The sequence below is a fragment of the Rhodococcoides fascians A44A genome (assembly GCF_000760735.1).
GTDB lineage: Bacteria > Actinomycetota > Actinomycetes > Mycobacteriales > Mycobacteriaceae > Rhodococcoides > Rhodococcoides fascians_E.
The window spans coordinates 22877-47263 of sequence record NZ_JMEX01000003.1; the positions used below are offsets into that span (position 1 = coordinate 22877).

The window sequence follows — 24387 nt, forward strand, 5'->3', positions numbered from 1 at the left end:
GACTCTGCCACTACGCCAACTCGAGCGCAGATGCCACAGCGACAGGGTCGACGGGAATGGGCTCGACCACCGGCATTCCGGACAACGCGGTGTCCGGATCCTTGAGTCCGTTGCCGGTGACCGTGCAGACGACGCGCAGGCCGCTGTCCAGCCAGCCTTCCTTGCGGGCTGCGATCAGGCCGGCGATGGAAGCCGCGGACGCGGGTTCGACGAAGACGCCTTCGGTCTTCGCGACCAGACGGTACGCCTCGAGGATTTCCTCGTCGGTGGCCGCGCGGAAGGCACCGCCGGACTCTTCTTTCGCGGCGACCGCACCGTTCCAGGACGCGGGCGAGCCGATCCGGATGGCCGTGGCGATGGTCTCGGGGTCCGCGACGGGCGCGCCGTGAACCAGCGGTGCAGCACCGGCGGCCTGGACGCCGAGCATGCGCGGCTTCACCGTGGTCAATCCGTCACGGAAGTACTCGGAGTAGCCCCGCCAGTAGGCGGTGATGTTGCCTGCGTTGCCCACCGGCAGCGCATGGACGTCGGGCGCGTTGCCCAGTGCGTCACAGATCTCGAACGCAGCCGTCTTCTGGCCCTCGATGCGCACCGGGTTGACCGAGTTGACGAGGCCGATGGTCGGGAACTCGGCCGTGGTCTTGCGCGCCAGCTCGAGGCAGTCGTCGAAGTTGCCCTGCACCTGAATGATCTTGGCGCCGTGCATGACTGCCTGCGCGAGCTTGCCCATCGCGATCTTGCCCTGCGGGACGAGGACAGCGCAGCCCATACCTGCCTTCGCGGCGTACGCGGCAGCGGACGCGGACGTGTTGCCCGTCGACGCGCACAGCACCGCTTCCTGGCCGCGCGCAAGGGAATCCGTCACGGCCATGGTCATGCCGCGGTCCTTGAACGAGCCCGTCGGGTTCAAGCCCTCGACCTTGAGATGGACTTCGCAGCCCGTCATCTCGGACAGACGCTCGGCGTGGATCAGCGGCGTGCCGCCCTCGAGCAGCGTGACGGTCTTCCAGTCCGGTCCGATCGCCAGACGATCGCGGTACGCCTCGATCAGTCCCGGCCACGGCGTATGCACGGTCATTCGGTGCCTTCCAATCTCAGAACACTGACTACAGAGGTGACGACGTCGAGCTTGTCCAACGCCGAGACGGTTTCGGACAGAGCGGAATCGGCGGCGAGGTGGGTGACGACGACGAGCCTCGCCCCGTCACCCGAACCGGCCTGGCGAACGGTGGAGATGCTGACGTCGCGAGTGGCGAACTCCGCCGCCACGGTCGCGAGGACCCCTGGCTTGTCCGCCACCTGCATGCTGACGTAGTACCGCGTGGGGATGTCGCCCATGGGAGCTACCTTCAGCTTCGCGTACTTCGACTCCAGCGGGCCTCGGCCGCCGTAGAACTTGTTGCGGGCAGCCATGACGAGGTCACCCAGAACTGCCGACGCGGTCGGGGCTCCGCCGGCACCCTGCCCGTAGAACATCAGGCGTCCAGCGGCTTCCGCCTCGACGACGATGGCGTTGAAGGCCCCGTTGACGGTGGCAAGCGGGTGGTCACGCGGAACGAGCGCCGGGTAGACACGCGCCGAGATGCGTTCCTTGCCCTTGGGCGTCGTGATGCGCTCGCAGATCGCCAGCAACTTGATGGTGCAGTCGAGCGAGCGAGCCGTCTCCAGGTCCGCCGAGGTGATCTTCGAGATTCCCTCGCGGTAGACATCCCCCGCGGTCACGCGGGTGTGGAAGGCAATGGACGCCAGAATCGCAGCCTTCGACGCCGCGTCGTATCCCTCGACGTCGGCCGTGGGATCGGCTTCGGCGTAGCCCAACCGTCCGGCCTCGGCCAGGGTTTCGGCGTAGTCCGCGCCGGTCTCGTCCATGGCGGACAGGATGAAGTTGGTGGTGCCGTTGACGATTCCGGCGACCTTGTTGACGCGGTCACCTGCAAGCGACTGCATCAACGGACGTACGACGGGAATGGCACCGGCGACCGCGGCCTCGAAATACAGGTCTGCGCGTGACTTCTCGGCAGCGTCGGCAAGCTCGCCGGTGTACTCCGCGAGAAGAGCCTTGTTGGCCGTGACGACCGACTTGCCCTTCTCCAGAGCCGACAGGATCAGTTTGCGCGGGATGTCGATACCACCGAGCACCTCGACGACCAGGTCCACATCGTCGCGGGCGACGAGGGACTCGGGATCGTCGGTGAGCAACGCGGTGTCGACTCCGCGATCTCCATCGACTCGCCGGACCGCGATGCCGCGAATCTCGAGAGGTGCACCGACACGTGCGGCGAGGTCCTCGGCGTTCTCGGTCAGAATTCGGACGACTTCACTTCCGACGTTCCCGAGGCCGAGAACGGCTACTCCCAACGGCTTCGTTGTCATGGCTGCACCTCCAAGCTGAGCAGGTCTTCGAGTGTCTCTCGGCGCAGGACGAGCCGAGACTTTCCGTCTTTCACCGCGACGACGGCGGGTCGCGTCAGCAAGTTGTACCGGCTGGACATCGAGTAGCAGTACGCGCCGGTCGCGGCGACGGCAAGCAGATCACCGGGGCCGACATCGCTCGGCATCCAGGTGTTCTTGATCACCACATCACCGCTCTCACAATGCTTTCCGACGACGCGAGCGAGCACTGCACCGGCGTCGGAGTCACGCGAGACGAGCCTGCAGTCGTACTCCGCCTGATACAGGGAGGTGCGAATGTTGTCGCTCATTCCGCCGTCGACGCTCACGTAGCGTCGACGAGTCTGCGCGTCGACGGTGACGTCCTTGATGGTCCCGACCTCGTACAGCGTCACCGTTCCCGGGCCCGCGATGGCACGGCCGGGCTCGACGTCGATGTTGGGCACCGGAAGACCCACCAGAGCGGATTCCGTGGCGACGATCGACTTCAGCTTCGCGGCGAGTTGATCGACCGGCGGCGGATCGTCGCTCGGCACGTAGGAAATTCCCATTCCTCCGCCGAGATCGACCGTCGAGATCTGGGACGTCTTCTCGACGCCGAACTCCGCCACCACGTCTCGCAGCAGGCCCAGCAACTTGTGCGCGGCCAGCTCGAAGCCGTCGACCTCGAAGATCTGCGAACCGATGTGGCTGTGCAATCCGACGAGGCGGAGGTTGTCGGTCGCGAACACGCGCTTGATCGCTTCGAGTGCCGAACCGTCGGCGAGGGAGAAGCCGAACTTCTGGTCCTCGTGCGCCGTCGCGATGAACTCGTGGGTATGAGCTTCCACGCCGACGGTCACGCGAACCAGAACGTCCTGGACCTTCTTCTCGTCCGCGGCGACTGCGTCGAGGCGGTCGATCTCGATCATGGAATCGAGCACGACGTGCTCCACGCCCGCTCGAACACCGGCCGTCAACTCCGCGACGGATTTGTTGTTGCCGTGCATCGCAATTCGCTCGGCGGGGAAGCCCGCCGCGAGTGCAATCCCCAGTTCACCGCCGGAGCAGATGTCGAGGGACAATCCTTCGTCCGCCACCCACCGTGCGATCTCGCCGCACAGAAATGCCTTCGAGGCGTAGTGAACCCGTGCGGGATCACCGAACGCTTCCGCCATTTCCCTTGCGCGGGAACGGAAATCGTCCTCGTCGATGACGAACAGCGGAGTCCCGTACTGCTCGGCCAACTCGGTGACCGGCACACCCGCAAGCGTGACCACACCGTCGTCGCCGCGAGCAGCGTTGCGCGGGTAGACGTGCTCGGGAAGAGCAGTCATGTCGGAAGCGACCTTCGGGCGTTCGGCGAGCCCGTCCTGGGAGCGTACGTCCGCGTGCTTCGGACCCGCCGGATGCGCGCTCACATCCGCTCCGGTGCGCTGACACCGAGCAGGCGCAGGCCGTTGGCCAGTACCTGACGGGTTGCGTTGCCCAATGCCAATCGAGCAGTGTTCACGGGGCCTGGCTCCTCGTCTCCTTGTGGCAGTACTCGGCATGCGCCGTAGAACCGGTGGTACGCGCCGGCCAATTCTTCCAGGTACCGCGCGATGCGGTGAGGCTCACGGAGGTCGGCAGCGCTGGCGACGACCCGCGGATACTCGCCGATGGTCCTGATCAATTCGCCCTCCTGATCCTGCGTGAGCAGGCTCAGGTCCGGATCGTCCCCACTGATACCCAGTTCGGCGGCGTTGCGCGCCAACGACGCGAGCCTCGCGTGCGCGTACTGCACGTAGTAGACCGGATTCTCGTTGCTCGCGCTCGCCCACAGTTCGAGATCGATGTCGATGCTCGAGTCCACCGACGAGCGGACCATCACGTAGCGGGCCGCATCCACACCGATGGCCTCGACCAGGTCGTCGAGGGTGATGACCGTGCCCGCACGCTTGCTCATCTTCACCGCGACACCGTCGCGGACCAGGTTGACCATCTGGCCGATCAGAACCTCGACCGTGTTCGGGTCGTCTCCGAACGCTGCCGCGGCGGCCTTGAGGCGGCCGATGTACCCGTGGTGGTCCGCGCCGAGCATGTAGATGCACAGGTCGAAACCACGTTGCCGCTTGTTCTGGAAGTACGCGATGTCCCCGGCGATGTAGGCGGCGTTGCCGTCGCTCTTGATGACGACGCGATCCTTGTCGTCGCCGTAATCGGTACTACGCAGCCACCACGCACCGTCGTCCTCGAAAAGACTTCCCGAGTTCTTCAGGAATTCGACGCTCTTCTCCACTGCACCGGATTCGAACAGCGAGTTCTCGTGGAAGTACACGTCGAAGTCGACACCGAACTCGTGCAGGTTGTTCTTGATCTGGTCGAACATCAACTCGACACCGATCGACCGGAACGTCTCGGCCTGCGGAACATCGGCCATGGCCAGAACCTCGGGGCTCTTGGCGAGCACCTGCTGCGCGATCTCGTGGATGTAAGCGCCTGCGTAACCGTTCTCCGGAGCAGGCTCACCCTTCGCCGCAGCGATCAGGGAGTTGGTGAACCGGTCGATCTGAGCACCGTGATCGTTGAAGTAGTACTCGCGTACCACCTCCGCGCCCTGAGCCGACAGAATGCGGCCGAGTGCGTCGCCGACCGCAGCCCACCGCGTTCCACCCAGGTGGATGGGACCCGTCGGATTGGCCGAGACGAACTCGAGGTTGATCTTGGTACCTGCCAGCGTCGACGAGGTGCCGTACGCGGCACCCGCGTCGAGCGCCTGCGCGACGATCGCGCCCTGGGCGTCGGCGTCGAGACGGATGTTCAGGAAGCCGGGACCTGCCACCTCTGCACTGGCGATCGATGCGTCGGCGCTCAAGGCCTCGGCGAGCCACCCGGCGAACTCACGAGGGTTCGCGCCTGCCTTCTTCGCGACCTGAAGGGCGACGTTGGTGGCGTAGTCGCCGTGTTCGGGGTTGCGTGGGCGCTCGACCGTCACCTTGTCAGGCAGGACGGATACGTCGAGGCCACGGTCGGCGAGTACCGCACTTGCGGTCGCGCGTAGTAGTTCGGCAAGGTCGGCGGGAGTCACAGGTGTCTATCCTATTGTCTGAGGTGCCCGAGGTTCGAGGCGCCCGTGGTCTGAGGCGGGGACTGTCGGCAACCACTGGCCCGAGGCAACGCGAGCCCGTACTGGCGGCACCTCAAAGCAAGCACTCAGACTAGGACCGTACAGTAAGGGCGCTCTGCGATCACAAGTAGTTTTTGCGCGCCCAACTGCACCTCCGACAACCGAAAGAGCGACGACAGCGATGCCCACGGGTTCCAACAACGGCGGTCCGGACAAGAAGTCTGCAGCCAAAGCCAACAAGGCCATCAAGGCTGCGAAGAAAAGCAGCGGCGTCCCCGCGACCAGAAAATCGGGCGCGCCGAAGAACCGCCAGGTCCCATGGCTGACCGTTGGAGCCGTCGTCGTCGTGGTCGGCCTCATCGCGGCTCTCGCCATCAACCTCTTCCCGAAGTACCAGGACCGCGCCGAGGCGCAGCGCTGGGAGCCCAGCGAAAGCAACCAGGACCCCTCGTCGGAAATCGCCGACGTGGTGGTTCAGCCGTACGAGGCTGCCCTGCACGTGTCCGCCACCCAGCGCGTCGCCTACGACCAGACGCCTCCGTTCGGCGGACCCCACGACGCGACGTGGGCCACCTGCACCGGCGTCGTGTACCCGGAAGCGATCCGCACCGAGAACGCAGTCCACTCCCTCGAACACGGTGCCGTGTGGATCACCTACAACCCCGACGCACTGTCCGAGGACCAGATCCAGGTTCTCGCCGACAAGGTCGACGGTGAGACGTACATGCTGATGTCGCCGTACCCCGGTCAGGAATCTCCCGTCTCGCTGCAGTCCTGGGGACACCAGCTCAAGGTGGACAGCGTCGACGACGAGCGCGTGGACCAGTTCATCTCGGCGCTCCGCCTCAACCGGTACCAGTACCCCGAGGTCGGCGCGAGCTGCTCGACGGTGCCCGGTGGCGGATTCGATCCCGACAACCCACCGCCGTTCGACGCCTCGGCACCCGGCCCCGACGCCGTCCCGATGGACGGCGCAGGCATCACACCCGACGCCAGCGAGACGGGCGCGACCGGCGGCCTGCCGTCGGACCTGCAGCTTCCGAGTGACCTCCAGATCCCGACCGAAGCACCGGCAGCTCCGGCACCTGCTTCCTGATGACTGCTCCCACGAAGCCGAGGGTCAGCAGGCCACAGTTGGTCGCCCTGTTGGCCCTCGGCGTCGTCGCCGCAGTCGCAATCGGGTTCGCTCTGGGTTTCTTGGCACGAACGAACTTCCTCGGCGGAAACGACAACGTTCCTGCATCCGATTCGGTGGACGTCGGCTTCGCGCAGGACATGTCGGTGCACCACAATCAAGCCATCGACATGTCGTCGATCGCGCTGACCAACGCCTCCGACCCACTCGTCCGTAACCTCGCGTTCGACATGCTCACTTCGCAGCAGAACCAGGTCGGCCAGATGCAGGGCTGGCTCGCCATCTGGGACCGCTCCCCCGTCGGGACCGACGGCTACATGGGCTGGATGTCCGGCGACGAGCACGGCCACTCGATGGCCGGAATGTCCGCCGGCTCCGACGGATCCGAGTCGACGGGCCCCGTCGCGGCAATGCCGGGAATGGCGACCAGCGACGAACTCGCCGCCCTCCGCCAGGCAACCGGACCGGCTGTCGACGTCATGTTCCTGCAACTGATGCTGCGTCACCACCAGGGTGGACTCTCGATGATGGAGTACGCGGCGGATCACGCCGAGACTCCGGCGCTCGTCCGTCTCGCTCAGTCGATGATCTCGACTCAGGAAAGCGAATCCACCCTGATGACACAGATGCTCGCCGAGAAGGGCGCTCAGCCCCTCGGTACTAACTGACGGTCGGCGAGTACGTCCAGTCCGCTACCTCGGGCATGTCCTCCATGTGCTCGACGACGTAGGTCGCATGCCGCTCGAGTTGGGCGTTGCAGTAGGACACCAGCTCTGCGCCGCGCTCCGGTACCCGCCTCGATCGACGCAGGGCCTCGAGCACGAGGTGGTAGCGGCTCATTCTGTTGAGCACCACCATGTCGAACGGCGTTGTGGTCGTGCCCTGTTCGTTGAAGCCGCGCACGTGGAACCGATCGACCTTCGGCCGGCCGTGCAGTAGTTCGTGGACCGCGCGGGGATAGCCGTGGAACGCGAACACCACGTCGGTGTCCGCGGTGAAGAGATCGACGAACTTCTCGTGCGTGAACCCGTGCGGGTGGTCCCCCGGCGTCACCAGCGCCATCAGATCCACGACGTTGACGACGCGGATCCGCAAGTAGGGAACCCACTCGGCGAGGATCTGTGCGGCGGCGAGGATTTCCTGGGTCGGTACGTCACCCGCTGCGGCGAGCACCACGTCGGGTTCGCTGGGGCTCCCGGCGGACTCGGTTTCCGTTCCCGCCCAGTGCCACACCGACGCGCCCGCGGCACAGTGCTCGGCCGCCTGTTGGAGCGTCAAATACTGCAGGTGAGGTTGCTTGTCCACGACGATCAGGTTCACGTGGTCCCTGCTGCGGAAGCAGTGATCGGCGATCGACAGCAGGGTGTTGGAGTCCGGTGGTAGCCAGATTCGCACGACCTCGGGCGAGAGCGGAATCGCGGCGTCGATCATGCCTGGTCCTTGATGGCTGAACCCGTTGTGGTCGTTGCGCCAACACGTACTGGTCAGCAGCACGTTCAGCGACGCCACCGGTTCTCGCCACGGCAGATCGGCGGCGTGCTGCAGCCACTTGACGTGCTGGATCATCATGGACACGCTCACCATCGCGAATGCCTCGTAGCTCGCGAACAGTCCGTGGCCTCCCGCCAGCAGATAGCCTTCGAGCCACCCTTCGCACAGGTGCTCGCTGAGTACCTCCATCACACGTCCGTCGGGTGAGAGGTGGTCGTCCCAGTCCTCCGTCGGGAGTTGCCAGCAGCGGTCGGTCTGCTCGAAGACCGCAGCCAAGCGGTTGCTCGAGGTTTCGTCCGGTGAGAACAACCGGAAGTTTCCTCCACCGTCGTCCGTGGTGTTCCCCGCGTAGATGTCGCGCATCAATTCACCGAGCACCCTCGTCGTCTCGTGGAAACCTGCGCCGGGCGACTCGACCGAGATCTCGTAGTTCTCGAGTGGCGGGATACGTAGTGGTTGCAGCAGACGGCCGCCGTTGGCGTACGGCGTCGACCCCATACGTTTGTCCCCCGCCGGAGCCAGCGCGGCGATCTGCGGGGCCAGGGCTCCGTCGCCGTCGAACAGTTCGTAGGGACGGTAGGACTGCAGCCAGGTCTCCAACTGCGCCAGGTGCTCCGGGTTGGTCCTGACACCGGACAGGGGCACCTGGTGCGCCCGGAAAGTGCCCTCGACGAGGACACCGTCGACGGTGTGAGGGCCCGTCCAGCCCTTGGGTGTGCGCAGGATGATCGCGGGCCATCGGGCACCGGTCTCGGGCTCCCCGGTTCGAGCGGCGCTTTGGATCGCTCGGATTCTCCGATGCGACTCACGAAGCACGCGGAGCAGTTCCGGGAACACCACACGTGGATCGTCACCGGCCACCACGACGGGTTCCCATCCTTGCCCGTGCAGGAAGTCGACGATGTCCTCGTCGCGACTCCGGCCGAACACCGTCGGCCCCGCGATTTTCGCGCCGTTCACGTTGACGATCGGCAGCACAGCACCGTCGCGTCGTGCGTTCAGGAAAGCCGGGAGCTTCCAGGAGCCCGCGAGCGGACCCGTCTCCGCCTCTCCGTCACCGATGACGCACGCAACCGTCAACTGTGGTCGGTCGAATGCTGCTCCGCCCGCATGAACGAGTGCATAGCCGAGTTCGCCGCCCTCGTGGATGCTGCCCGGCGTCTGCACGCTGACGTGACTCGGTATCCCTCCGGGAGCGGAGAACTGACGGCACAAGCGTCGTATCCCGTCCGCGTCGCGGGACACGTGCGGGTAGATCTCGGTGTACGTCCCTTCGAGATAGGTCGACGCCACGAGCGCCGGGCCGCCGTGTCCCGGTCCTGTCACGTAGAGCCAGTCGGTGTCGGTCTCTGTGATGTGACGGTTGAGCAGGGTGTAGATCATCGACAGGCAAGGGCTTGTCCCCCAGTGCCCGAGCAAGCGCGGTTTGATGTGCGACGCATCGAGCGGCTCACGCAGAAGCGTGTTGTCCTTCAGGTATATCTGCGCGACGGTCAGATAGTTCGCTGCCGACCACCACGCCAGGTCGAGATCGAGAGCGTCGTCCGAATACTCGTAGTCGGTCATGCCCTCGACTGTCCTCTTGTTGCGTTAACACCAGGTGCGATTTCAGGTGACGGTTGCAATGCGCTAGTCTTGGAGCCGCCCAACAGGCACGCCGGATACGCAGGTTTTCTTCGTCTCGGCGCGCCCCCGTAGCTCAGGGGATAGAGCGTTCGCCTCCGGAGCGAAAGGCCGCAGGTTCGAATCCTGCCGGGGGCACACATTTCTGCCGCGCGGTGCAACAATTGCGCACATGTCCTCTGCCGAACTCGACGACGTTGCAGCCGAGCTGTATTCCGTCGATCCGGCCGAGTTCGTCGCCGCTCGCACATCCGCTGCCGCAGCCGCCAAGGTCTCGGGGAATCGAAAACTAGCGGCCGCGATCATCAAGCTCCGTAAGCCGACGACCGTCGGATGGATGGTCAATCTCCTCGTCCGTGAAGAACCCGAGGACGTGGCAGATCTGTTCGACCTCGGCGACAGGCTTCGCGACGCCCAGCGCCGATCGGCCGCCGGGGACCTCCGAGAACTGTCGGCGGACCGTCAGAAATCGATCCGCGCCCTCTCCGCCCGTGCGGTCGAGATCGCCGCCGATCGCGGACGGACCACCACGGAGGACGCGGCCCGCGAAGTCGGTCAGACCCTCGGTGCCGCACTCGCGGATCCCGATGTCGCCGAGCGCGTACGCGGGGGACGAGTCGTGACGGCCGAGTCCTACAGCGGCTTCGGCCCGGCCGTGCTGTCGTTGGCGCCGGAACCGGCCACATCCACCGACACTGCCGAACCCGAGCAGCCGGACGAGGCGACGCACGATGAGGACACAGAGGCGGCCGCCAGGGCCGCGGAGGTGCGAGCGGAGGCTCGGAAGCGATTCGACGAGGCCAAGGAACGGCTAGAGGAGGCTCGGGAGGACGAGGAGGCAGCCGAGAACGCCGCCGCGGCCGCCGACGCCGCGGCCGAGGCTGCGTCGACCCGATTGACCGAGATCAAACAGCGGTTGACTCAGCTGCGCTCCGAGCTGCACGACGCCGAAGAGCACGAAGCCGACGCCAGAAAGGACGAGAAATCGACGGAGCGCGAATCCCGCCGTCTACGAAGGATTCTCACCGATGCACAGGCACGGACGGCGGAGCATCGGGCAGCTCTGGACGAACTCGACCGTCAAGATTCCTGAGCACGAGGTACCGGTCCAACTCTGCAGCACCGCTGAGCATCGCGCGCCCGCGAGCATGAATCCGGTCGCGCCAGTCGTCCATCAGATCCACAAGCGGTTCCACCCCGCCCGCGCTTCGAACGTGAGCAATCAGCGGCGCAATCCGGCTCAGCGCAAACCCTCCTCGCCGCAGCTGCCTGATCAGCTGCGCGTCGCGTACCGCGGACTCGGCGTAAACGCGATACCCCGTCTTCCTGTCACGGCCGGGTCGCACCAAACCGGCGCGCTCCCACTTGCGCAAGGTCGCGGGCTCGACACCCAGCTTGTGAGCAAGCGGGCCGATGAACAACCCGGCGGCCGACGAGGCCACAGGCTGCACTCCCCCTCGAGTCGTTCCTGCAGGCTGCACTCCTGCCAGAGCATGTTCGACCGAGCGCAGGGTTGCACGTTCTTCGCGCAGCTGTGCGTGTGCGTCGTCGATCGTCTGAAGCGCGGCGTCGACATCACCGGAGTTCACAGCGCACATGATTGCCGTCGACATCGCGTGACCGTGCCCCGCAGTGAGAGCTCGGAACGTCCTCAAGGCGTGCGCGTGCATCGGCGTGTACGTCCGATAACCGTGCTCGGTTCTCGTGGCCGCGGGAAGTATTCCGGCATCCTCGTAATTACGCACTGCCTGCGTCGACACCCCGTGTTCGCGAGCCAGGTCGACGGGACGCAATCTAGGCTTTTCGGTGGTCGACATGGCAGGATCCTTTCAAAGCTTCAAAGGACGGTTCAACGATAGCGTTCACTGTATGCCTGCTTCGATCGACCACGTCGTCCATCCAGCCCAAGGGTCTTCCCTCGTCCAACTGCTGGGCACCCGGCCGCACCTGCTCGCCGTCGGAGAGCCGACCCACGGCGCTCATGGACTCCTGGAACTGCGGAACGACCTTTTCCGCGAACTCGTCGAGAACGAGAGCTACCGCACCATCTCCATCGAAAGCGACTGCCTGATGGGTCGATTGGTGGACGACTACGTCGTGAGCGGCGTCGGCACGCTCGATCACGTTCTGACACACGGCTTCAGCCACGAGTGGGGCACGTTGGACGGAAATCGGCAGCTCGTGCAGTGGATGCGAGAGCACAACCGTCGGCACCCGGTCTCCGAGGCCGTCCGATTCGCTGGTTTCGATGCACCGCTGGAGATGGCGTCGGCAGCCAGCCCACGGCACGCGCTCACCGAACTCCATGCCTACCTCGCCCGTTGGGTGGAGTCGGATCTGATCCCCGTCACCGGTGAGACTCTGGATCGGTTGCTCGGTCCGGACGAGCGATGGACCGATCCCGACGCGATGCACTCCCCGTCCCGCTCCTTCGGACGCAGTGCACAAGCCATCGAATTACGGCTCGTCGCAGACGATCTGGCGAGCCTGCTCGATATGCAGGCGCCACGTCTCCGCGCGGTGACGACCCACGAGTCCTGGTTCGATGCGCACCTGTGTGCTCGGACCGCCGCCGGGTTGCTGCGCTACCACTACTGGATGGCGGACGACTCCGCGGCACGCATCACGAGGTTGTGCAGCCTACGAGACTCCATGATGGCGGAGAACCTCCTGGCACTCGCCGAGCGGGGACCGACGCTGGTATCGGCGCACAACAGCCATCTCCAACGCTGGAAGAGCAGCATGCAGATGTGGCAGGGGCGAATCGAATGGTGGAGTGCGGGCGCACTCGTCGACGCCCGACTCGGGGCCGACTTCGCGTTCCTGCCGACCGCAGTCGGCACGATCGAACGCCACGACGTCGGCCCACCGTTGCCGAACACGGTGGAGGGCCACCTGTTCTCGTTGCGTGCGGGGCGAAGCCTCGTCGACACTCGCGTGCTGGCCGAAGCGCTGGCAACGGAGTGCCCCGATGCCCGCGTGTCACCGTGGTTCGGTTACGCGCCGCTCGACCCCGATCACCTCGTCGACAACGACGGCTTGCTTTTCGTCGACGACGCCGATCACTCCGCCGAGGACGGTCCAGCGGGTTCGCCCGCTTGATCGTCGGGAACGACGATCGTCGTGATGGCGGTGATGTCGCCGGCGGGGATGGCGAAATGTTCGACCGTGGACAGTGTCGTGTTGTCGTCCAGTTCGATTCGGTACCGTGCGACGACGAAGGACTCCCACTCCTCGATGTCCACGTCACGGACCGCGGTGACGCGACGGTACCGCGACGACTGTTCCAGGTCGTCCCGAATGTGTTGCCCGCTCTCCCCGGTGACGTCGCCGTTCTCGACGCGTCGGCATCCCTCCGCGAGGCGCAATTTGGTGGCGTCGTGACTCGTCAAGGCCTTGATGTATTCGCGTGCCATCGCGACGCGTCCGGTGTCTGCTTGCCTCGTCGCATGCCGGGCGATGCTCGCCAGCAAGGGCTCTGCGAGTTCGGTACGGCAGATCAGCAGATCCGGGAGGTAGGGATGAGACTGGTTGTACAGCAACGGCGTTCCATCGATGCGTGAGCAGTGCAGGCCTGCCGCGAGGGCAACGCCCACTGGCGCAGCCGAATCCCATTCCCACTGACCGCCCGAGTGCACGTAGGCGTCGGCGTCCCCGCGGACGACGGCCATCGCCTTCGCCCCGGCCGATCCCATCGTGACGACATCTCCACCGACGTCGTCGGCGACCGCTTCGATGTAGTACGGCGGACGACTGTCGCTCACGACGAGGGTAGGCCTGCCGTTCGACGGCGCCCGTTGCCCCGTCTTCGTGGTCGAGTAGACGGCTCCGAGAGCAGGTTGAGCAACCGCGGACGCGGTCATCCCCTTCCCGGCCTCCCAGAGTCCGACGTGGACCGCCCAGTCCTCACGCCCCTGGATTCCGTACTCGCGCGACCCGTCCAGTGGATCGATGATCCAGACGCGCTGTGCGTCGAGCCGGGCCGGATCGTCGGCGGACTCCTCGGACAGCACGGCATCGCCCGGCCGATCGGCTCTCAATCTGGCGAGGATGAGACCGTTCGCCTCGGCGTCTCCGAGACGGCCGAGCTCGCGCCCTTCCGTTCTTCCGTTCTCGCGCGTACGAATGTCGAGCAGCACTCTGCCCGCGGCCTGCGCAACGTCGGCTGCGAACCGTGCGTCGTCTTCGGGTGTAAAGGATGCACTCACAGGTTCACAATTCCACGATTGCGCTCGATCGTGTGGCGGAGGTGTGCGCGGCGGCCGCCTAGAGTGTCCACCATGGCTCCGACACGCTGGCAGACCGAGAACGACGAGGCACAGTCCAGGAAATACGTCGACAGGTTCGCTCGGCTCGACGCTCGGGGCGTCGACTTGCACGGTGAGGCACGGATGGTCGACGCGCTCCTCACGCCGGGCAGTTCGGTCCTCGACGCGGGTTGTGGCACAGCGCGTCTCGGCGCGGAGCTCGCCCGTCGAGGACATCGGGTGACCGCAGTGGACCTCGACCCCGTGTTCGTCGACGCAGCCCGCCTGAACCCGGACATCACCGTTCACCAGGCCGACCTGACCCAGCTGGACCTCGGTGAGACGTTCGACGCCGTCGTCGCGGCCGGGAACGTGATGGTGTTCGTGGAGCCCGGAACCGAGCGCAGTGCGGTGGAGCGCATCGCGGCGCATCTGACGCCGGGCGGCGTGTTCGTCGCGGGCTTCGCCACCGACCGGGAGTACACCGTGGGACAGTTCGACGACGATCTCGCCGCGTCCGGCCTGATCGTCGAACATCGTTTCGGCACTTGGGATCTGCGACCCTGGCGATCGGACTCCGACTGGGCGGTCACCGTGGCGCGGGCGGCTCGGCTCCTGGCCTGAAGCTTCCGGCTCGAAGCTGGTCGGGTAGTGCATCGAACCAGTCGAGTGTCGCCTGCTCGTACCTGATTCCGAAATCCAATGTGGCCAGATCGAACACACTCGCGCCGCCCGACGCGGCGCGCTGCTCCCGGTAGCGAGCCAGGGTGTCCGCGTGCCGACGCCGGTGGTCGGCCAGTATCCCCGCCACCCGCCCCGGGGCGAGATGCTCGCCGAACGCCAGAGTCAGCAACAGCGGGTGTCGAATGTTCTCCTCACCGGGAGCCCGGTCGATCCACCGGGCGAACTCCGCCCGCCCGTCATCGGTGATGGTGAACGGTTTCTGAGCCCTGGCTCCCACCGCGCCTTCCTCGATCAGGCCCCTCGTGGTCAGCGCCGCAAGTTCCCGATACACCTGACTCCGCGTGACGGTCCAGAAGCCGCCGATGCAGGCAACGGCAGTGGCATGAAGGTCCCAGCCGGTCATGGAGCCGCGATGCAGGAACCCGAGCAGTGACGCCGCGGTCGCGTTCAACGGTGGTTTTTCTGGCACATCGTCATGCTCCCACACCTTGACATTCCACAGTGGTAGGTCGATGCTGGACACACCCCGACAGTCCACAATGGAACGTCAGTCCGGAGTTGGAGTGCAGATGCCGTACCAACCGAATGTCCGTGAAACGAACTCGAACACCCGCCTGTCCGACGCGCACCGCGACGCCGCCGTCGACCTCCTGACCAGCCATGTGGCGTCCGGCCGCCTGACGATCGAGGACTTCGACGGACGCGCCGCCCAGGCCTACGCCGCCGTCACGCGCGCCGACCTCGACGACGTGTTCCGCGACCTCCCCGCACCTGTCGCCTCGACACCGGTGGCCTCGACACTCATCGAGCCGCAGTCCCCGCAACGTCCACCGATGAGCCGCGAACTGCTGACGTGGGCGAGCGTCGGAGTCCTGTGCCTGACCATCTGGGCCGTCACCTCGGTCGCCACCGGGAACTTCCTCTACCCCTGGCCGGTGTGGGTCATCGGCCCATGGGGAGCGATGCTGGCACTGCACCGGGTCACCGGAATGCCGATGGGTTGCACCAGTCGCTGACACCACGTCACGAACCGGGAATCACGACGACCTTGCCCGGCAGGTTCCCCGCTGCGGCGCGGGCGTGCACCGTAGCGAGCTCACGGAGCGCAACTCGGTCGGCCACGTCGACGACGAGCTCGCCTCGGTCGACACGCGTCGAGAGTTCGGACAGTTGCGCGGCGTCGCTGCGGAGGTACATGTCGATGCCGCGAACACCGCGCGCCTCGTCACTCGGCGCGGGCATCCAGACCGTGGTGTTGACGACCACGCCGCCGTCCGCGACTCGGGTTGCCAAGGCGCCGAACAGGTCCGGCGTGATGGGCGCGAAGTTCACCAGAACGTCGACGGGCGTCGTCAGCGCGACCACGACGTCGACCGCCGAATGGTCGACGACCTCGTCGGCACCGAGCTTCCTCAGACGCTCTGTCTCCGACGCACGCCCCGTCGCGACGACGTATGCGCCTGCCGCGTGGGCCAACTGCACGGCGAACCCACCGACGGCCCCGCTCGCGCCGTTCACCAGGATGCGTTGTCCGCGCTTCAGCTCGGCGTGATCGAACAACGCCTGCCACGCGGTCAGTCCGACCACGCCGAGCACTGCCGAATCAGCGAGCGGAATCGACGTTGGAGCCGGTGCGAGCGCGTCGGCGTCGACGACCACGAATTCTGCTGACGCACCGTCCGTGACGAACGGAAGGAATCCGATCACCCGGTCCCCGACCTTTCGGTTGTCGACTCCGTCGCCCAGCGCGTCGACGGTTCCCGCGACATCGACACCCGGGATGTGCGGCAGGGTCAGTGGCATCGGCTCCTGCATGTTGCCCGCCCGGATGTTTCCGTCGACGCCGTTGAAGGTGGTTCCTGCAACGCGAACGCGAACCTGACCGGCTGCGGGAACGGGAGTCTCGACGTCCTCGTACCGCAGAACATCGGCGTCGCCGTACTGGTGGAAGCGAATGGCCTTCATGGTGTTGCCTCTCGTCGAACCCGAAGTGCTTCGATTTCGAAGCACACTGCAAAGCTAGCACTGTTGCGAATTCGAAGCAAGCCTTTCGAATACGAAGCAGTTGTAGAGTGGCCTCATGTCGGAACAACCGCCCGCCCTCGACTCCGTTCAACTCGGCGCGTACTTCTCGCTCATGGAGGTCGCCGGCCTGCTGCGTCACGCGGTGGAGCAGCAATTGAGGGAGGACGGAGACCTCAGCTACGTGCAATTCCAGTTGCTCGCCCGCCTGGCCCTCGACTCGCCATCGGGCAGCGAACGCATGACCGACCTCGCCGACGGCGTCGTCTACAGCCGTAGCGGACTGACCTACCAGGCTGGATTGCTCGAAAAAGCGGGTCTCGTGTCCCGCGGACCGTCGCCCGACGACGAACGCAGCGTCACCGTCACGGTCACCGACTCCGGACGGGCGTTGATCGCCAAGGTGATTCCCGGCCACGTCGAGATCGTTCAGCAGCAACTGTTCTCGTCGCTGTCGCCGTCGGACACCCGGGCTCTCGGCGAACTCCTGTCGCCGGTCCGCGATCACATGCGCACAGCACCCCCACGCTCGGCGGCAGCCCGCCGGAAGCGCTGAGCAGAACCAGCGCGGAACACGTCGGCCGGCGGACGGCGCAGGGTGAGAAAAGCGGAACCGCCAGGCATGTCGCCTGGCGGTTCCTTCGAGCGAGCGACGGGATTCGAACCCGTGTAAACGGCTTTGCAGGCCGGTGCCTAGCCACTCAGCCACACCCGCATCGAGGACAAGAGTGCCCCAGTGAACCCGATGTGACCATGGTTCTGCTCAGCGTGATTTCAAAGACACGGCAGACGACGGCGCCCAGGCCGGATGCCATGGGAGGATGGACGGCATGTCTGCTTCGTCGCCGCTTCCACTCGATCCCATTGCAGAGGCCCACCGTCAGTGGACCAAGCATGGATGGGGCGACGTCGCCGACGGGATGGCCGCGGTCACGTCGCTGATGCGCGCGCAGCAGATCATGCTCGCGCGGGTCGAGGAAGTGCTGAAGCCGACTGGTTTGACGTTCTCGCGCTACGAGTTGTTGACGTTGCTGACCTTCACCAAGACCGGTGCGATCCCGATGGCAAAAGCAAGTGCGCGCCTGCAGGTCCACCCGACGAGTGTCACCAATGCGGTGGATCGGCTGGAGACCGCCGGGTACGTGCGCCGGACGCCGCATCCGAGCGACCGACGCACCACCCTCGTCGAAATCACCGACAGCGGCCGCGAACTGGCGGTCGATGCCACCGAGAAGCTCAATGCGCAAGTGTTCGGCAAGCCCGGTCTGGCGAAGGACCGGTTGACGTCGCTGGTGCGAATCCTGGCCGAACTGAGGCGCACCGCTGGCGATTTCGAGGACGACGGGGCCACTGCGGCCTGGTGAATCGCGCTCGCTCACCCGTTTCATGATCAAATGGTCACCGGGTGTGGCGGGGGCCGCTCCCAGGTTGGAGCAAAGCAGTGTTGGTTGTGGGTGTAGGCGCGGGCGCACACGGTGCGCGCGCGATCCTGACGTATCTCGACAGTCCTCATCGCGCGCCGGTGGCGTCGCGTACCGTGCGTCGCCGACGAGGTCAGTCGTTGGTGTCCACGATCTCCGACGGGGTGTCCGCCCTGCATGCCATCGCCGCCAAACTGTCTCTACCGGTGCAGTATTCGGCCATCGCGTACCGGCTGGCCGAGGAAGCCGACGCCATCAGCGCTCACCGTGATCCGCGCTACGCCCAACTCGTGCACGAAACCGCGGCGCAGCTGCGTTACCTTCGGTTCACCGGAACCGTTCCCGCGCACGGATCGACGGTGCTGTGCGATCTGGGGAGCACCGGTATGACGGTGTCCGTGCTGGATCTGGCCGCGGGCAGAACCGTCGCCGCCCGTCGAACAGAGACGTTCTGCGGTGACGACCTGGACCACCTCGTTCGCCGACATCTCGCCGACCACGGAGTCCGGACGGACATCGACTCGTCCCGCGCACTCAAGGAGCGGCTCAGTGACGGCGGAGTGGTGAGCGCACACGATCCCGACGGCGCTGGCCACCACGTGCTGACGCGCCGCGACTTCGACAACATCATCGCCGGTCCGGTGCGCTACGCGACGATGGTGGTGGAACAGACGATCGAACTGTCCGGCACCAAACCTGCGTCCATCGTCCTGCTCGGTGGGGGCGCCAACGTCACCTCGATCGGCGCGGCCTTCGAGAAACGCCTGCGCCTGCGGACGGTGGTGCCGCAGCGCCCCGAGCTCGTGTCGGCCCGGGGCGCCGCGTTGCTGTCCACGATCAGTGGTGCAACCGATCAGCAGTTCAGCGATTGACGAACTTGGCCTGACGCTTCTCCACGAACGCGGCCATGCCTTCCTTCTGATCTTCGGTCGCGAACGTCGAATGGAACAGGCGACGCTCGAACCTGACTCCCTCGGCGAGCGACGACTCGAACGACCGGTTCACGGCGTCCTTCGCCATCATCGCAACAGGAAGCGACATCTCCGCGATCGTGGTCGCCGTGGCGATGGCGTCGTCGAGCAGGTCGGCTACCGGGACGACACGAGAGACGAGGCCGGCTCGCTCGGCCTCCTCGACCTTCATGTTCCGCCCGGTCAGCACCATCTCCATCGCTTTGGCCTTGCCGACCGCACGAGTCAGACGCTGCGAACCACCGATTCCGGGAATGACGCCGAGCTTGATCTCGGGCTGGCCGAACACCGCGGTGTCCGACGCGATCAGGACGTCACACATCATCGCGAGTTCGCACCCACCGCCGAGTGCATAACCGGACACCGCCGCCACGATCGGCGTCCTGGCCGCGGCGAGACGATCCCACGCCGTGAAGAAGTCGTCGAGGTAGACATCCATGTAGGACTTGGGCTGCATCTCCTTGATGTCCGCCCCGGCAGCGAAGGCCTTCTCCGAACCGGTGACGAGGATGGCGCCGATGTTCTCGTCACGATCGAGTTCCTCGACGACCGAGACGACCTCGTGCATCAGCTGAGAATTGAGCGCGTTCAGTGCTTTCGGTCGATTCAGGGTGATGATGCCGACGCGCCCACGACGCTCGAGCAGAATGGTCTCGAAATCCGTCACTGTGCTGCTCCTGTCGAACGCTCACGAATGTCGTTGATGATGCCGGAGAAGTCGACATCGGTACCGCCGCCGGACGTCTCCTTGAACTTCGCGTAGATCTCGGCGGCCTGCAACCCCAGAACTCCCTCGACACCATTGTCGCGCAACGCATTGGCGGCGAGACCGAGGTCCTTGTCCATCAGAGCAGCGGCGAAGCCCGGCTTGTAGTCGTTGTTCGCCGGCGACGTGGGGACCGGGCCCGGAACCGGGCAGTTGGTGGTGAGCGCCCAGCACTGACCGGACGCCGTCGACGCAACGTCGAACAGAGCCTGATTGCTGAGTCCGAGCTTCTCCCCCAGCACGAACGCCTCGCTGATCGCGATCATGGACACGCCGAGGATCATGTTGTTGCAGATCTTGGCGGCCTGACCGTTACCGGCCTGCCCGCAGTGCACGACCTTGCGGCCCATCACATCGAGAACCGCTGCTGCCGAGGCGAAGTCCTCCTCCGAGCCACCGACCATGAACGTCAACGTCCCCGCAGCCGCCCCGCCGACTCCGCCGGACACCGGCGCGTCGAGACCGCGGTGGCCCGCGTCGTCGATCAGCCTGTGCGCGGCGTGGGCGTCGGCGACATCGATCGTGGAACTGTCGATGAACAACGTGCCCGGCGCCGCCGCCGGCAGCAGATCCTTGTACAGATCGAGGACAAGCCTTCCGTTCGGAAGCATCGTCACAACGATGCCCGCGTCCTTCACTGCCGCCACCGCAGAGTCGACGACGGTCACCCCGTCGGACTCGGCCTGCGCCAATGCCGCCGGGACCAGATCGAAGCCCTGCACCGTGTACCCGGCCTTGACCAGATTGGCCGCCATCGGGCCGCCCATGTGGCCGAGACCGATGAAGCCGATCGTCTTCTCACTCATGTGTTCTTCTCCAGTCCCATCGGTCGTTTCTGCAGGCTCCACTCCAGCCCCAGTTCCCTGTCACCCAACGATGCGAAGTACCGATCGACGTCGGCGTCGGTCACGTCGGCGAGCGTCGCCGGCGACCACTTCGGGTTTCTGTCCTTCTCCACGACCTGCGCGCGGATGCCCTCGACGAGATCGTGTGATTCGAGGCTCGCGAGCGAGACTCGATACTCCTCGTTCAACACCTCCTCGAGCGACGACGCCGTAGCCGCGTGCCGCAGCGAGCGCAAGGTCACCTTCAGCGAGACAGGCGATTTCGATTCGATGTCGCCCGCAGCTTTCTCGGCGTCGGGTATCCCGCTGCCGCGCAGTCCGTCCACGATGGCCTGGACACTGTCTCCTGCGTAGTACCTGTCGATCCACTCACGCGATGCATCGAGCGTCGACGCAGGTGCTTCTTCGGTGAACTCGTCGAGAGCGTCGGACAATTCACCGGATTCCAGGGCGACGTAGAATTTCTCCAGATTCTCCGACGGCATGTAGTGGTCCGCAAATCCTGCTGCGATCGCGTCGCCTGCGTCCATGCGCGCCGTCGTCAGGCCCAGGTGGGTGCCGAGTTCTCCCGGCGTCCGCGCGAGAAGGTACGTGCCGCCGACGTCGGGGATGAATCCGATCCCGACTTCCGGCATCGCGATCTTCGATCGCTCGGTGACGATTCGGACGTTCCCGTGAGCGGACAACCCGACGCCGCCGCCCATGACCACACCGTCCATGATGGCGACGTACGGCTTCGGGAATCGGGCGATCGCCGCGTTGAGAATGTATTCGTCGCGCCAGAAGTCCTTCGAACCGCTGCCGCCGTCCTTGGCGTCGTGGTAGATCGAGACGATGTCGCCGCCCGCGCACAGACCACGTTCGCCTGCGCCGACGAGCAGCACCAGATCGATAGCGTCGTCGGCCGCCCACTGGTCGAGCTTCGGCGCAATCTGCTGCACCATCGCGTGATTGAGCGCGTTGATCGCCTTGGGGCGGTTCAGCGTGATCCGGCCGACTCCGCCGGCGACGTCGAACAGCACTTCTGCTTCGGATTCGGTAACTGCCTCGGTCATGCTGCTCCCACTATCGAGCGAGCCACCACGACTCGCATGATCTCGTTGGTTCCCTCGAGGATCTGGTGCACACGAAGATCGCGGACGATCTTCTCCACACCGTATTCCGCGAGGTAACCGTATCCACCGAGCAACTGCAGCGCAGCGTTGGCGACCTCGAAACCCGTGTCCGTGGCGAATCTCTTTGCCATCGCACACAGTTCGACCTTGTCCGCCTCGTCGTTCTGCAGTGCGTCGGCGGCGCGCCAGAGCATGGTGCGTGCAGCTTCCAGTTCGGTCTTCATGTCCGCCAGCCGGAACTGCAGAGCCTGCGAGTCCAGCAGCCGGGCACCGAACGCCTTGCGTTCGAGGAGATAGGCAACGGCCTTGTCCAGTGCGCTCTGCGCCCCGCCGATGGAGCAGGCTGCAATGTTGAGCCGGCCACCGTTGAGTCCGTTCATCGCGATGCGGAAACCGTCGCCCTCGTTACCGAGGACGTTGGCGGCCGGGACGCGAACGTCCTCGAAGATGACCTGGCGTGTGGGCTGGGCGTTCCACCCCATCTTCTTCTCGTTCGCCCCGAAGGACAGGCCGGGCGAATCCTTGGGCACGATGATCGCGGAAATTCCCTTGGGACCCGCAGTGCCCGTTCGGACCATCACGACGTACACGTCCGACGTACCTGCACCGGAGATGAACTGCTTGACGCCGTTCAGCACATAGTCGTCACCGTCGCGAACAGCCTTGGTACTCAAGGCCGCCGCGTCGGACCCCGCACCGGGCTCGGTGAGGCAGTAGCTGCCCAGCTGGTCCATCGAGCACAATCCCGGCACCCACTGGCGACGCTGTTCGTCGTTGCCGTAGGTGTCGATCATCCACGTCACCATGTTGTGGATGGAGATGTAGGCCGCGATCGACGGATCACCCGTCGCGAGCTGCTCGAAGATGCGGACCGAATCCAGCCGCGTCAAGCCGGACCCACCGACGTCCTCACCGATGTAGATACCGCCCATTCCCAGACCGGCCGCCTTGCGCAACACGTCCACCGGGAAGTGCTTGTTCTGGTCCCATTCGACTGCATCGGGAGCGAGGAACTCGTCGGCGAAATCCCGTGCGGTTTCGTTGATCGCCTTTTCGTCTTCGGTCAGTGTGAACATGCGTCAGTCCATGTTGGGGATGACGAAGTGATTGGCAGCTTGCTCCTTGGTGCCCGACGGCCACCGCTGCGTGACGGTCTTGGTCTTGGTGTAGAAGCGCACCGAGTCCGGTCCGTGCTGGTTGAGATCGCCGAAGCCGGACCGCTTCCAGCCGCCGAACGTGTGGTACGCGATCGGCACCGGAATCGGGACGTTGACGCCGACCATGCCGACCTGCACGCGCGAGCAGAAGTCGCGAGCAGTGTCGCCGTCACGGGTGAAGATGGACACGCCGTTGCCGTATTCGTGCTCGGTCGGCAGACGCAGTGCGTCCTCGTAGTCCTCGGCGCGCACCACGATGAGGACCGGTCCGAAGATCTCTTCCTTGTAGATGCGCATGTCCGTGGTGACCTTGTCGAACAACGTTGCACCCGCGAAGAATCCGTTCTCGTGGCCCTCGAGCACGAAGTCCCGGCCGTCGACGACGAGCTCGGCTCCTTCGTCGATCCCGATCTGGGTGTAGTCGTAGACCCGCTTCAGCGCGTCGCTTCCCACGAGCGGCCCGAAGTCCGCGTTCTCGTCGTCGGAGCGGCCGATCTTCAGCGTCGCGACGCGTTCCTTCAGCTTGGCGACGAGTGCATCGGCAGTCTCCTCACCGACAGGAACGGCAACCGAGATGGCCATGCAGCGCTCGCCCGCTGAGCCGTAGGCAGCACCGAGGAGGGCGTCGGCGACCTGATCGAGATCGGCGTCGGGCATGACGAGAGCATGGTTCTTGGCGCCACCGAAGCACTGTGCGCGTTTGCCGTTCCTGGCGGCTTCCTCGTAGATGTACTGCGCGATCGGAGTCGACCCGACGAAGCCGATGGCCTTGACGCGATCGTCGTTCAGCAGCACGTCGACGGCGTTCTTGCCGCCGTTGACGACGTTGAAGATGCCCGGCGGCAAACCGGCTTCGAGGAACAGCTCGGCCAGCTTGAGCGGTACCGACGGGTCACGCTCGGACGGTTTGAGGATGAACGCGTTGCCGCACGCAATGGCCGGGCCTGCCTTCCACAGCGGGATCATCGCCGGGAAGTTGAACGGGGTGATACCCGCGACGACGCCGAGGGGCTGACGCATCGAGTAGACGTCGATTCCGCCGCCCGCGCCTTCGGTGTACTCACCCTTGAGCAGGTGCGGGATACCGACGGCGAACTCGACGACCTCGAGGCCGCGCTGGATGTCGCCCTTGGCGTCGGCGATGGTCTTGCCGTGCTCGCTCGACAGCAAGCGAGCGAGCTCGTCCATGTCGCGGTTGATCAGCTGCAGGAACTTCATCAGCACGCGGGCGCGGCGCTGCGGGTTCCACGTCGCCCACTCGCGCTGCGCCTGCTCGGCGTCGGCGATGGCCGCCTCGACCTCGGCGTCACTGGCCAGCGGAACGAGCGCCTGAACCTCGCCGGTATTGGGGTCGAACACGTCGCCGAAATTCCCCGACTCTCCGGGAACGTGCTTGCCGCCGATGAAATGCGTGAGTTCGCGAGCCATGGA

The 24387-nt window shown here is 65.4% G+C and carries 23 protein-coding genes and 2 tRNA genes; 10 read left to right on the forward strand and 15 right to left on the reverse strand.

Annotation, left to right across the window (positions count from 1 at the left end):
* Window positions 1-10: 10 nt before the first annotated feature.
* From thrC to argS, 4 genes are read right to left on the reverse strand one after another with little or no spacing between them, the layout of a single operon-like run.
* Window positions 11-1078 carry a threonine synthase gene (gene thrC / locus BH95_RS00645; RefSeq protein ID WP_019667267.1) on the reverse strand — a complete coding sequence of 356 codons (1068 nt, stop codon included), beginning with the start codon at window positions 1076-1078 and terminating at the stop codon, window positions 11-13.
* Window positions 1075-2373 (reverse strand): homoserine dehydrogenase, encoded by a 1299-nt coding sequence (locus BH95_RS00650; RefSeq protein WP_019667266.1) that lies wholly within the window; start codon window positions 2371-2373, stop codon window positions 1075-1077. The genes thrC and BH95_RS00650 overlap by 4 nt, the downstream gene beginning before the upstream one ends.
* Entirely contained in the window at window positions 2370-3791 is a 1422-nt protein-coding gene (gene lysA, locus BH95_RS00655; RefSeq protein WP_037180625.1) for a diaminopimelate decarboxylase, read from the reverse strand. The genes BH95_RS00650 and lysA overlap by 4 nt, the downstream gene beginning before the upstream one ends.
* A complete protein-coding gene (argS, locus tag BH95_RS00660; protein WP_020113161.1) occupies window positions 3788-5440 on the reverse strand; it encodes an arginine--tRNA ligase in 1653 nt (550 codons plus the stop codon). Before argS ends, lysA begins: the two co-directional genes overlap by 4 nt.
* 220 nt (window positions 5441-5660) lie before the next feature.
* Between argS and BH95_RS00665 the strand changes: the two genes are divergently transcribed.
* Window positions 5661-6575 (forward strand): DUF3105 domain-containing protein, encoded by a 915-nt coding sequence (locus BH95_RS00665; RefSeq protein ID WP_019667263.1) that lies wholly within the window; start codon window positions 5661-5663, stop codon window positions 6573-6575.
* On the forward strand, window positions 6575-7282 hold the full coding sequence (locus tag BH95_RS00670) for a DUF305 domain-containing protein (protein WP_020113160.1): 708 nt from the start codon (window positions 6575-6577) through the stop codon (window positions 7280-7282). The genes BH95_RS00665 and BH95_RS00670 overlap by 1 nt, the downstream gene beginning before the upstream one ends.
* Here BH95_RS00670 and BH95_RS00675 read toward each other — a convergent pair.
* The gene (locus BH95_RS00675; RefSeq protein WP_037180627.1) at window positions 7275-9671 is read right to left on the reverse strand and encodes a phosphoketolase family protein; all 2397 of its coding nucleotides are present in this window, start codon (window positions 9669-9671) and stop codon (window positions 7275-7277) included. The genes BH95_RS00670 and BH95_RS00675 overlap by 8 nt on opposite strands.
* 122 nt (window positions 9672-9793) lie before the next feature.
* On the opposite strand from BH95_RS00675, the gene BH95_RS00680 reads away from it, so the two are divergent.
* Both BH95_RS00680 and BH95_RS00685 read left to right on the forward strand, forming a co-directional pair.
* Window positions 9794-9866 (forward strand) — tRNA-Arg (locus tag BH95_RS00680).
* A 34-nt stretch (window positions 9867-9900) separates the two neighbouring features.
* Window positions 9901-10821, forward strand: coding sequence for a hypothetical protein (locus tag BH95_RS00685; RefSeq protein ID WP_037180670.1), 921 nt, complete (start codon window positions 9901-9903; stop codon window positions 10819-10821).
* On the opposite strand, the gene BH95_RS00690 is transcribed toward BH95_RS00685, so the two are convergent.
* Window positions 10751-11545 carry a TioE family transcriptional regulator gene (locus tag BH95_RS00690; protein ID WP_037180629.1) on the reverse strand — a complete coding sequence of 265 codons (795 nt, stop codon included), beginning with the start codon at window positions 11543-11545 and terminating at the stop codon, window positions 10751-10753. The two genes, BH95_RS00685 and BH95_RS00690, sit on opposite strands and share 71 nt — an antisense overlap.
* Window positions 11546-11597: 52 nt before the next feature.
* Here BH95_RS00690 and BH95_RS00695 point away from each other — a divergent pair, with 52 nt between their 5' ends.
* The gene (locus tag BH95_RS00695; RefSeq protein ID WP_037180630.1) at window positions 11598-12830 is read left to right on the forward strand and encodes an erythromycin esterase family protein; all 1233 of its coding nucleotides are present in this window, start codon (window positions 11598-11600) and stop codon (window positions 12828-12830) included.
* On the opposite strand, the gene BH95_RS00700 is transcribed toward BH95_RS00695, so the two are convergent.
* Window positions 12791-13936 (reverse strand): 3'(2'),5'-bisphosphate nucleotidase CysQ, encoded by a 1146-nt coding sequence (locus BH95_RS00700; protein ID WP_033190364.1) that lies wholly within the window; start codon window positions 13934-13936, stop codon window positions 12791-12793. The genes BH95_RS00695 and BH95_RS00700 overlap by 40 nt on opposite strands.
* Before the next feature lie 72 nt (window positions 13937-14008).
* On the opposite strand from BH95_RS00700, the gene BH95_RS00705 reads away from it, so the two are divergent.
* Entirely contained in the window at window positions 14009-14599 is a 591-nt protein-coding gene (locus tag BH95_RS00705) for a class I SAM-dependent methyltransferase (protein ID WP_037180672.1), read from the forward strand.
* On the opposite strand, the gene BH95_RS00710 is transcribed toward BH95_RS00705, so the two are convergent.
* Window positions 14565-15128: a PadR family transcriptional regulator gene (locus BH95_RS00710; RefSeq protein ID WP_244164749.1), complete on the reverse strand. Its 564-nt coding sequence runs from the start codon at window positions 15126-15128 to the stop codon at window positions 14565-14567. The genes BH95_RS00705 and BH95_RS00710 overlap by 35 nt on opposite strands.
* Window positions 15129-15228: 100 nt before the next feature.
* Between BH95_RS00710 and BH95_RS00715 the strand changes: the two genes are divergently transcribed.
* Window positions 15229-15675: a DUF1707 SHOCT-like domain-containing protein gene (locus tag BH95_RS00715; RefSeq protein ID WP_033190598.1), complete on the forward strand. Its 447-nt coding sequence runs from the start codon at window positions 15229-15231 to the stop codon at window positions 15673-15675.
* A gap of 7 nt (window positions 15676-15682) precedes the next feature.
* Here the strand turns inward: BH95_RS00715 and BH95_RS00720 are convergent, their stop codons facing one another.
* On the reverse strand, window positions 15683-16624 hold the full coding sequence (locus BH95_RS00720; protein ID WP_019667253.1) for an NADP-dependent oxidoreductase: 942 nt from the start codon (window positions 16622-16624) through the stop codon (window positions 15683-15685).
* Between the two features lie 115 nt (window positions 16625-16739).
* Between BH95_RS00720 and BH95_RS00725 the strand changes: the two genes are divergently transcribed.
* Window positions 16740-17237, forward strand: a complete 498-nt coding sequence (locus BH95_RS00725) for a MarR family winged helix-turn-helix transcriptional regulator (RefSeq protein ID WP_019667252.1) — start codon at window positions 16740-16742, stop codon at window positions 17235-17237.
* Between the two features lie 88 nt (window positions 17238-17325).
* Here BH95_RS00725 and BH95_RS00730 read toward each other — a convergent pair.
* Window positions 17326-17396: transfer RNA gene (locus BH95_RS00730), tRNA-Cys, on the reverse strand.
* A 115-nt stretch (window positions 17397-17511) separates the two neighbouring features.
* Here BH95_RS00730 and BH95_RS00735 point away from each other — a divergent pair.
* A complete protein-coding gene (locus BH95_RS00735; RefSeq protein ID WP_026348155.1) occupies window positions 17512-18045 on the forward strand; it encodes a MarR family winged helix-turn-helix transcriptional regulator in 534 nt (177 codons plus the stop codon).
* Between the two features lie 77 nt (window positions 18046-18122).
* A complete protein-coding gene (locus tag BH95_RS00740; protein ID WP_244164750.1) occupies window positions 18123-18974 on the forward strand; it encodes a hypothetical protein in 852 nt (283 codons plus the stop codon).
* Here BH95_RS00740 and BH95_RS00745 read toward each other — a convergent pair.
* From BH95_RS00745 to BH95_RS00765, 5 genes are read right to left on the reverse strand one after another with little or no spacing between them, the layout of a single operon-like run.
* On the reverse strand, window positions 18964-19740 hold the full coding sequence (locus tag BH95_RS00745) for an enoyl-CoA hydratase (RefSeq protein ID WP_037180634.1): 777 nt from the start codon (window positions 19738-19740) through the stop codon (window positions 18964-18966). The two genes, BH95_RS00740 and BH95_RS00745, sit on opposite strands and share 11 nt — an antisense overlap.
* The gene (gene mmsB, locus BH95_RS00750; protein WP_019667248.1) at window positions 19737-20645 is read right to left on the reverse strand and encodes a 3-hydroxyisobutyrate dehydrogenase; all 909 of its coding nucleotides are present in this window, start codon (window positions 20643-20645) and stop codon (window positions 19737-19739) included. The genes BH95_RS00745 and mmsB overlap by 4 nt, the downstream gene beginning before the upstream one ends.
* A complete protein-coding gene (locus tag BH95_RS00755) occupies window positions 20642-21739 on the reverse strand; it encodes an enoyl-CoA hydratase/isomerase family protein (RefSeq protein WP_037180637.1) in 1098 nt (365 codons plus the stop codon). The genes mmsB and BH95_RS00755 overlap by 4 nt, the downstream gene beginning before the upstream one ends.
* A complete protein-coding gene (locus BH95_RS00760; RefSeq protein WP_019667246.1) occupies window positions 21736-22875 on the reverse strand; it encodes an isobutyryl-CoA dehydrogenase in 1140 nt (379 codons plus the stop codon). Before BH95_RS00760 ends, BH95_RS00755 begins: the two co-directional genes overlap by 4 nt.
* A 3-nt stretch (window positions 22876-22878) precedes the next feature.
* Window positions 22879-24384 carry a CoA-acylating methylmalonate-semialdehyde dehydrogenase gene (locus BH95_RS00765; RefSeq protein WP_037180638.1) on the reverse strand — a complete coding sequence of 502 codons (1506 nt, stop codon included), beginning with the start codon at window positions 24382-24384 and terminating at the stop codon, window positions 22879-22881.
* Window positions 24385-24387: the final 3 nt, after the last annotated feature.

What these genes read in the sequence shown, in the direction of transcription:
- mmsB (WP_019667248.1), bottom strand. Translation starts at nt 20,645, where the DNA reads ATGAGTGAGAAGACGATCGGCTTCATCGGTCTCGGCCACATGGGCGGC.
- BH95_RS00695 (WP_037180630.1), top strand. Translation starts at nt 11,598, where the DNA reads ATGCCTGCTTCGATCGACCACGTCGTCCATCCAGCCCAAGGGTCTTCC.
- BH95_RS00765 (WP_037180638.1), bottom strand. Translation starts at nt 24,384, where the DNA reads ATGGCTCGCGAACTCACGCATTTCATCGGCGGCAAGCACGTTCCCGGA.
- BH95_RS00690 (WP_037180629.1), bottom strand. Translation starts at nt 11,545, where the DNA reads ATGTCGACCACCGAAAAGCCTAGATTGCGTCCCGTCGACCTGGCTCGC.
- BH95_RS00675 (WP_037180627.1), bottom strand. Translation starts at nt 9,671, where the DNA reads ATGACCGACTACGAGTATTCGGACGACGCTCTCGATCTCGACCTGGCG.
- BH95_RS00715 (WP_033190598.1), top strand. Translation starts at nt 15,229, where the DNA reads ATGCCGTACCAACCGAATGTCCGTGAAACGAACTCGAACACCCGCCTG.
- BH95_RS00760 (WP_019667246.1), bottom strand. Translation starts at nt 22,875, where the DNA reads ATGTTCACACTGACCGAAGACGAAAAGGCGATCAACGAAACCGCACGG.
- BH95_RS00725 (WP_019667252.1), top strand. Translation starts at nt 16,740, where the DNA reads ATGTCGGAACAACCGCCCGCCCTCGACTCCGTTCAACTCGGCGCGTAC.
- BH95_RS00650 (WP_019667266.1), bottom strand. Translation starts at nt 2,373, where the DNA reads ATGACAACGAAGCCGTTGGGAGTAGCCGTTCTCGGCCTCGGGAACGTC.
- BH95_RS00755 (WP_037180637.1), bottom strand. Translation starts at nt 21,739, where the DNA reads ATGACCGAGGCAGTTACCGAATCCGAAGCAGAAGTGCTGTTCGACGTC.
- thrC (WP_019667267.1), bottom strand. Translation starts at nt 1,078, where the DNA reads ATGACCGTGCATACGCCGTGGCCGGGACTGATCGAGGCGTACCGCGAT.
- BH95_RS00705 (WP_037180672.1), top strand. Translation starts at nt 14,009, where the DNA reads ATGGCTCCGACACGCTGGCAGACCGAGAACGACGAGGCACAGTCCAGG.
- BH95_RS00665 (WP_019667263.1), top strand. Translation starts at nt 5,661, where the DNA reads ATGCCCACGGGTTCCAACAACGGCGGTCCGGACAAGAAGTCTGCAGCC.
- BH95_RS00685 (WP_037180670.1), top strand. Translation starts at nt 9,901, where the DNA reads ATGTCCTCTGCCGAACTCGACGACGTTGCAGCCGAGCTGTATTCCGTC.
- BH95_RS00735 (WP_026348155.1), top strand. Translation starts at nt 17,512, where the DNA reads ATGTCTGCTTCGTCGCCGCTTCCACTCGATCCCATTGCAGAGGCCCAC.
- BH95_RS00720 (WP_019667253.1), bottom strand. Translation starts at nt 16,624, where the DNA reads ATGAAGGCCATTCGCTTCCACCAGTACGGCGACGCCGATGTTCTGCGG.
- BH95_RS00670 (WP_020113160.1), top strand. Translation starts at nt 6,575, where the DNA reads ATGACTGCTCCCACGAAGCCGAGGGTCAGCAGGCCACAGTTGGTCGCC.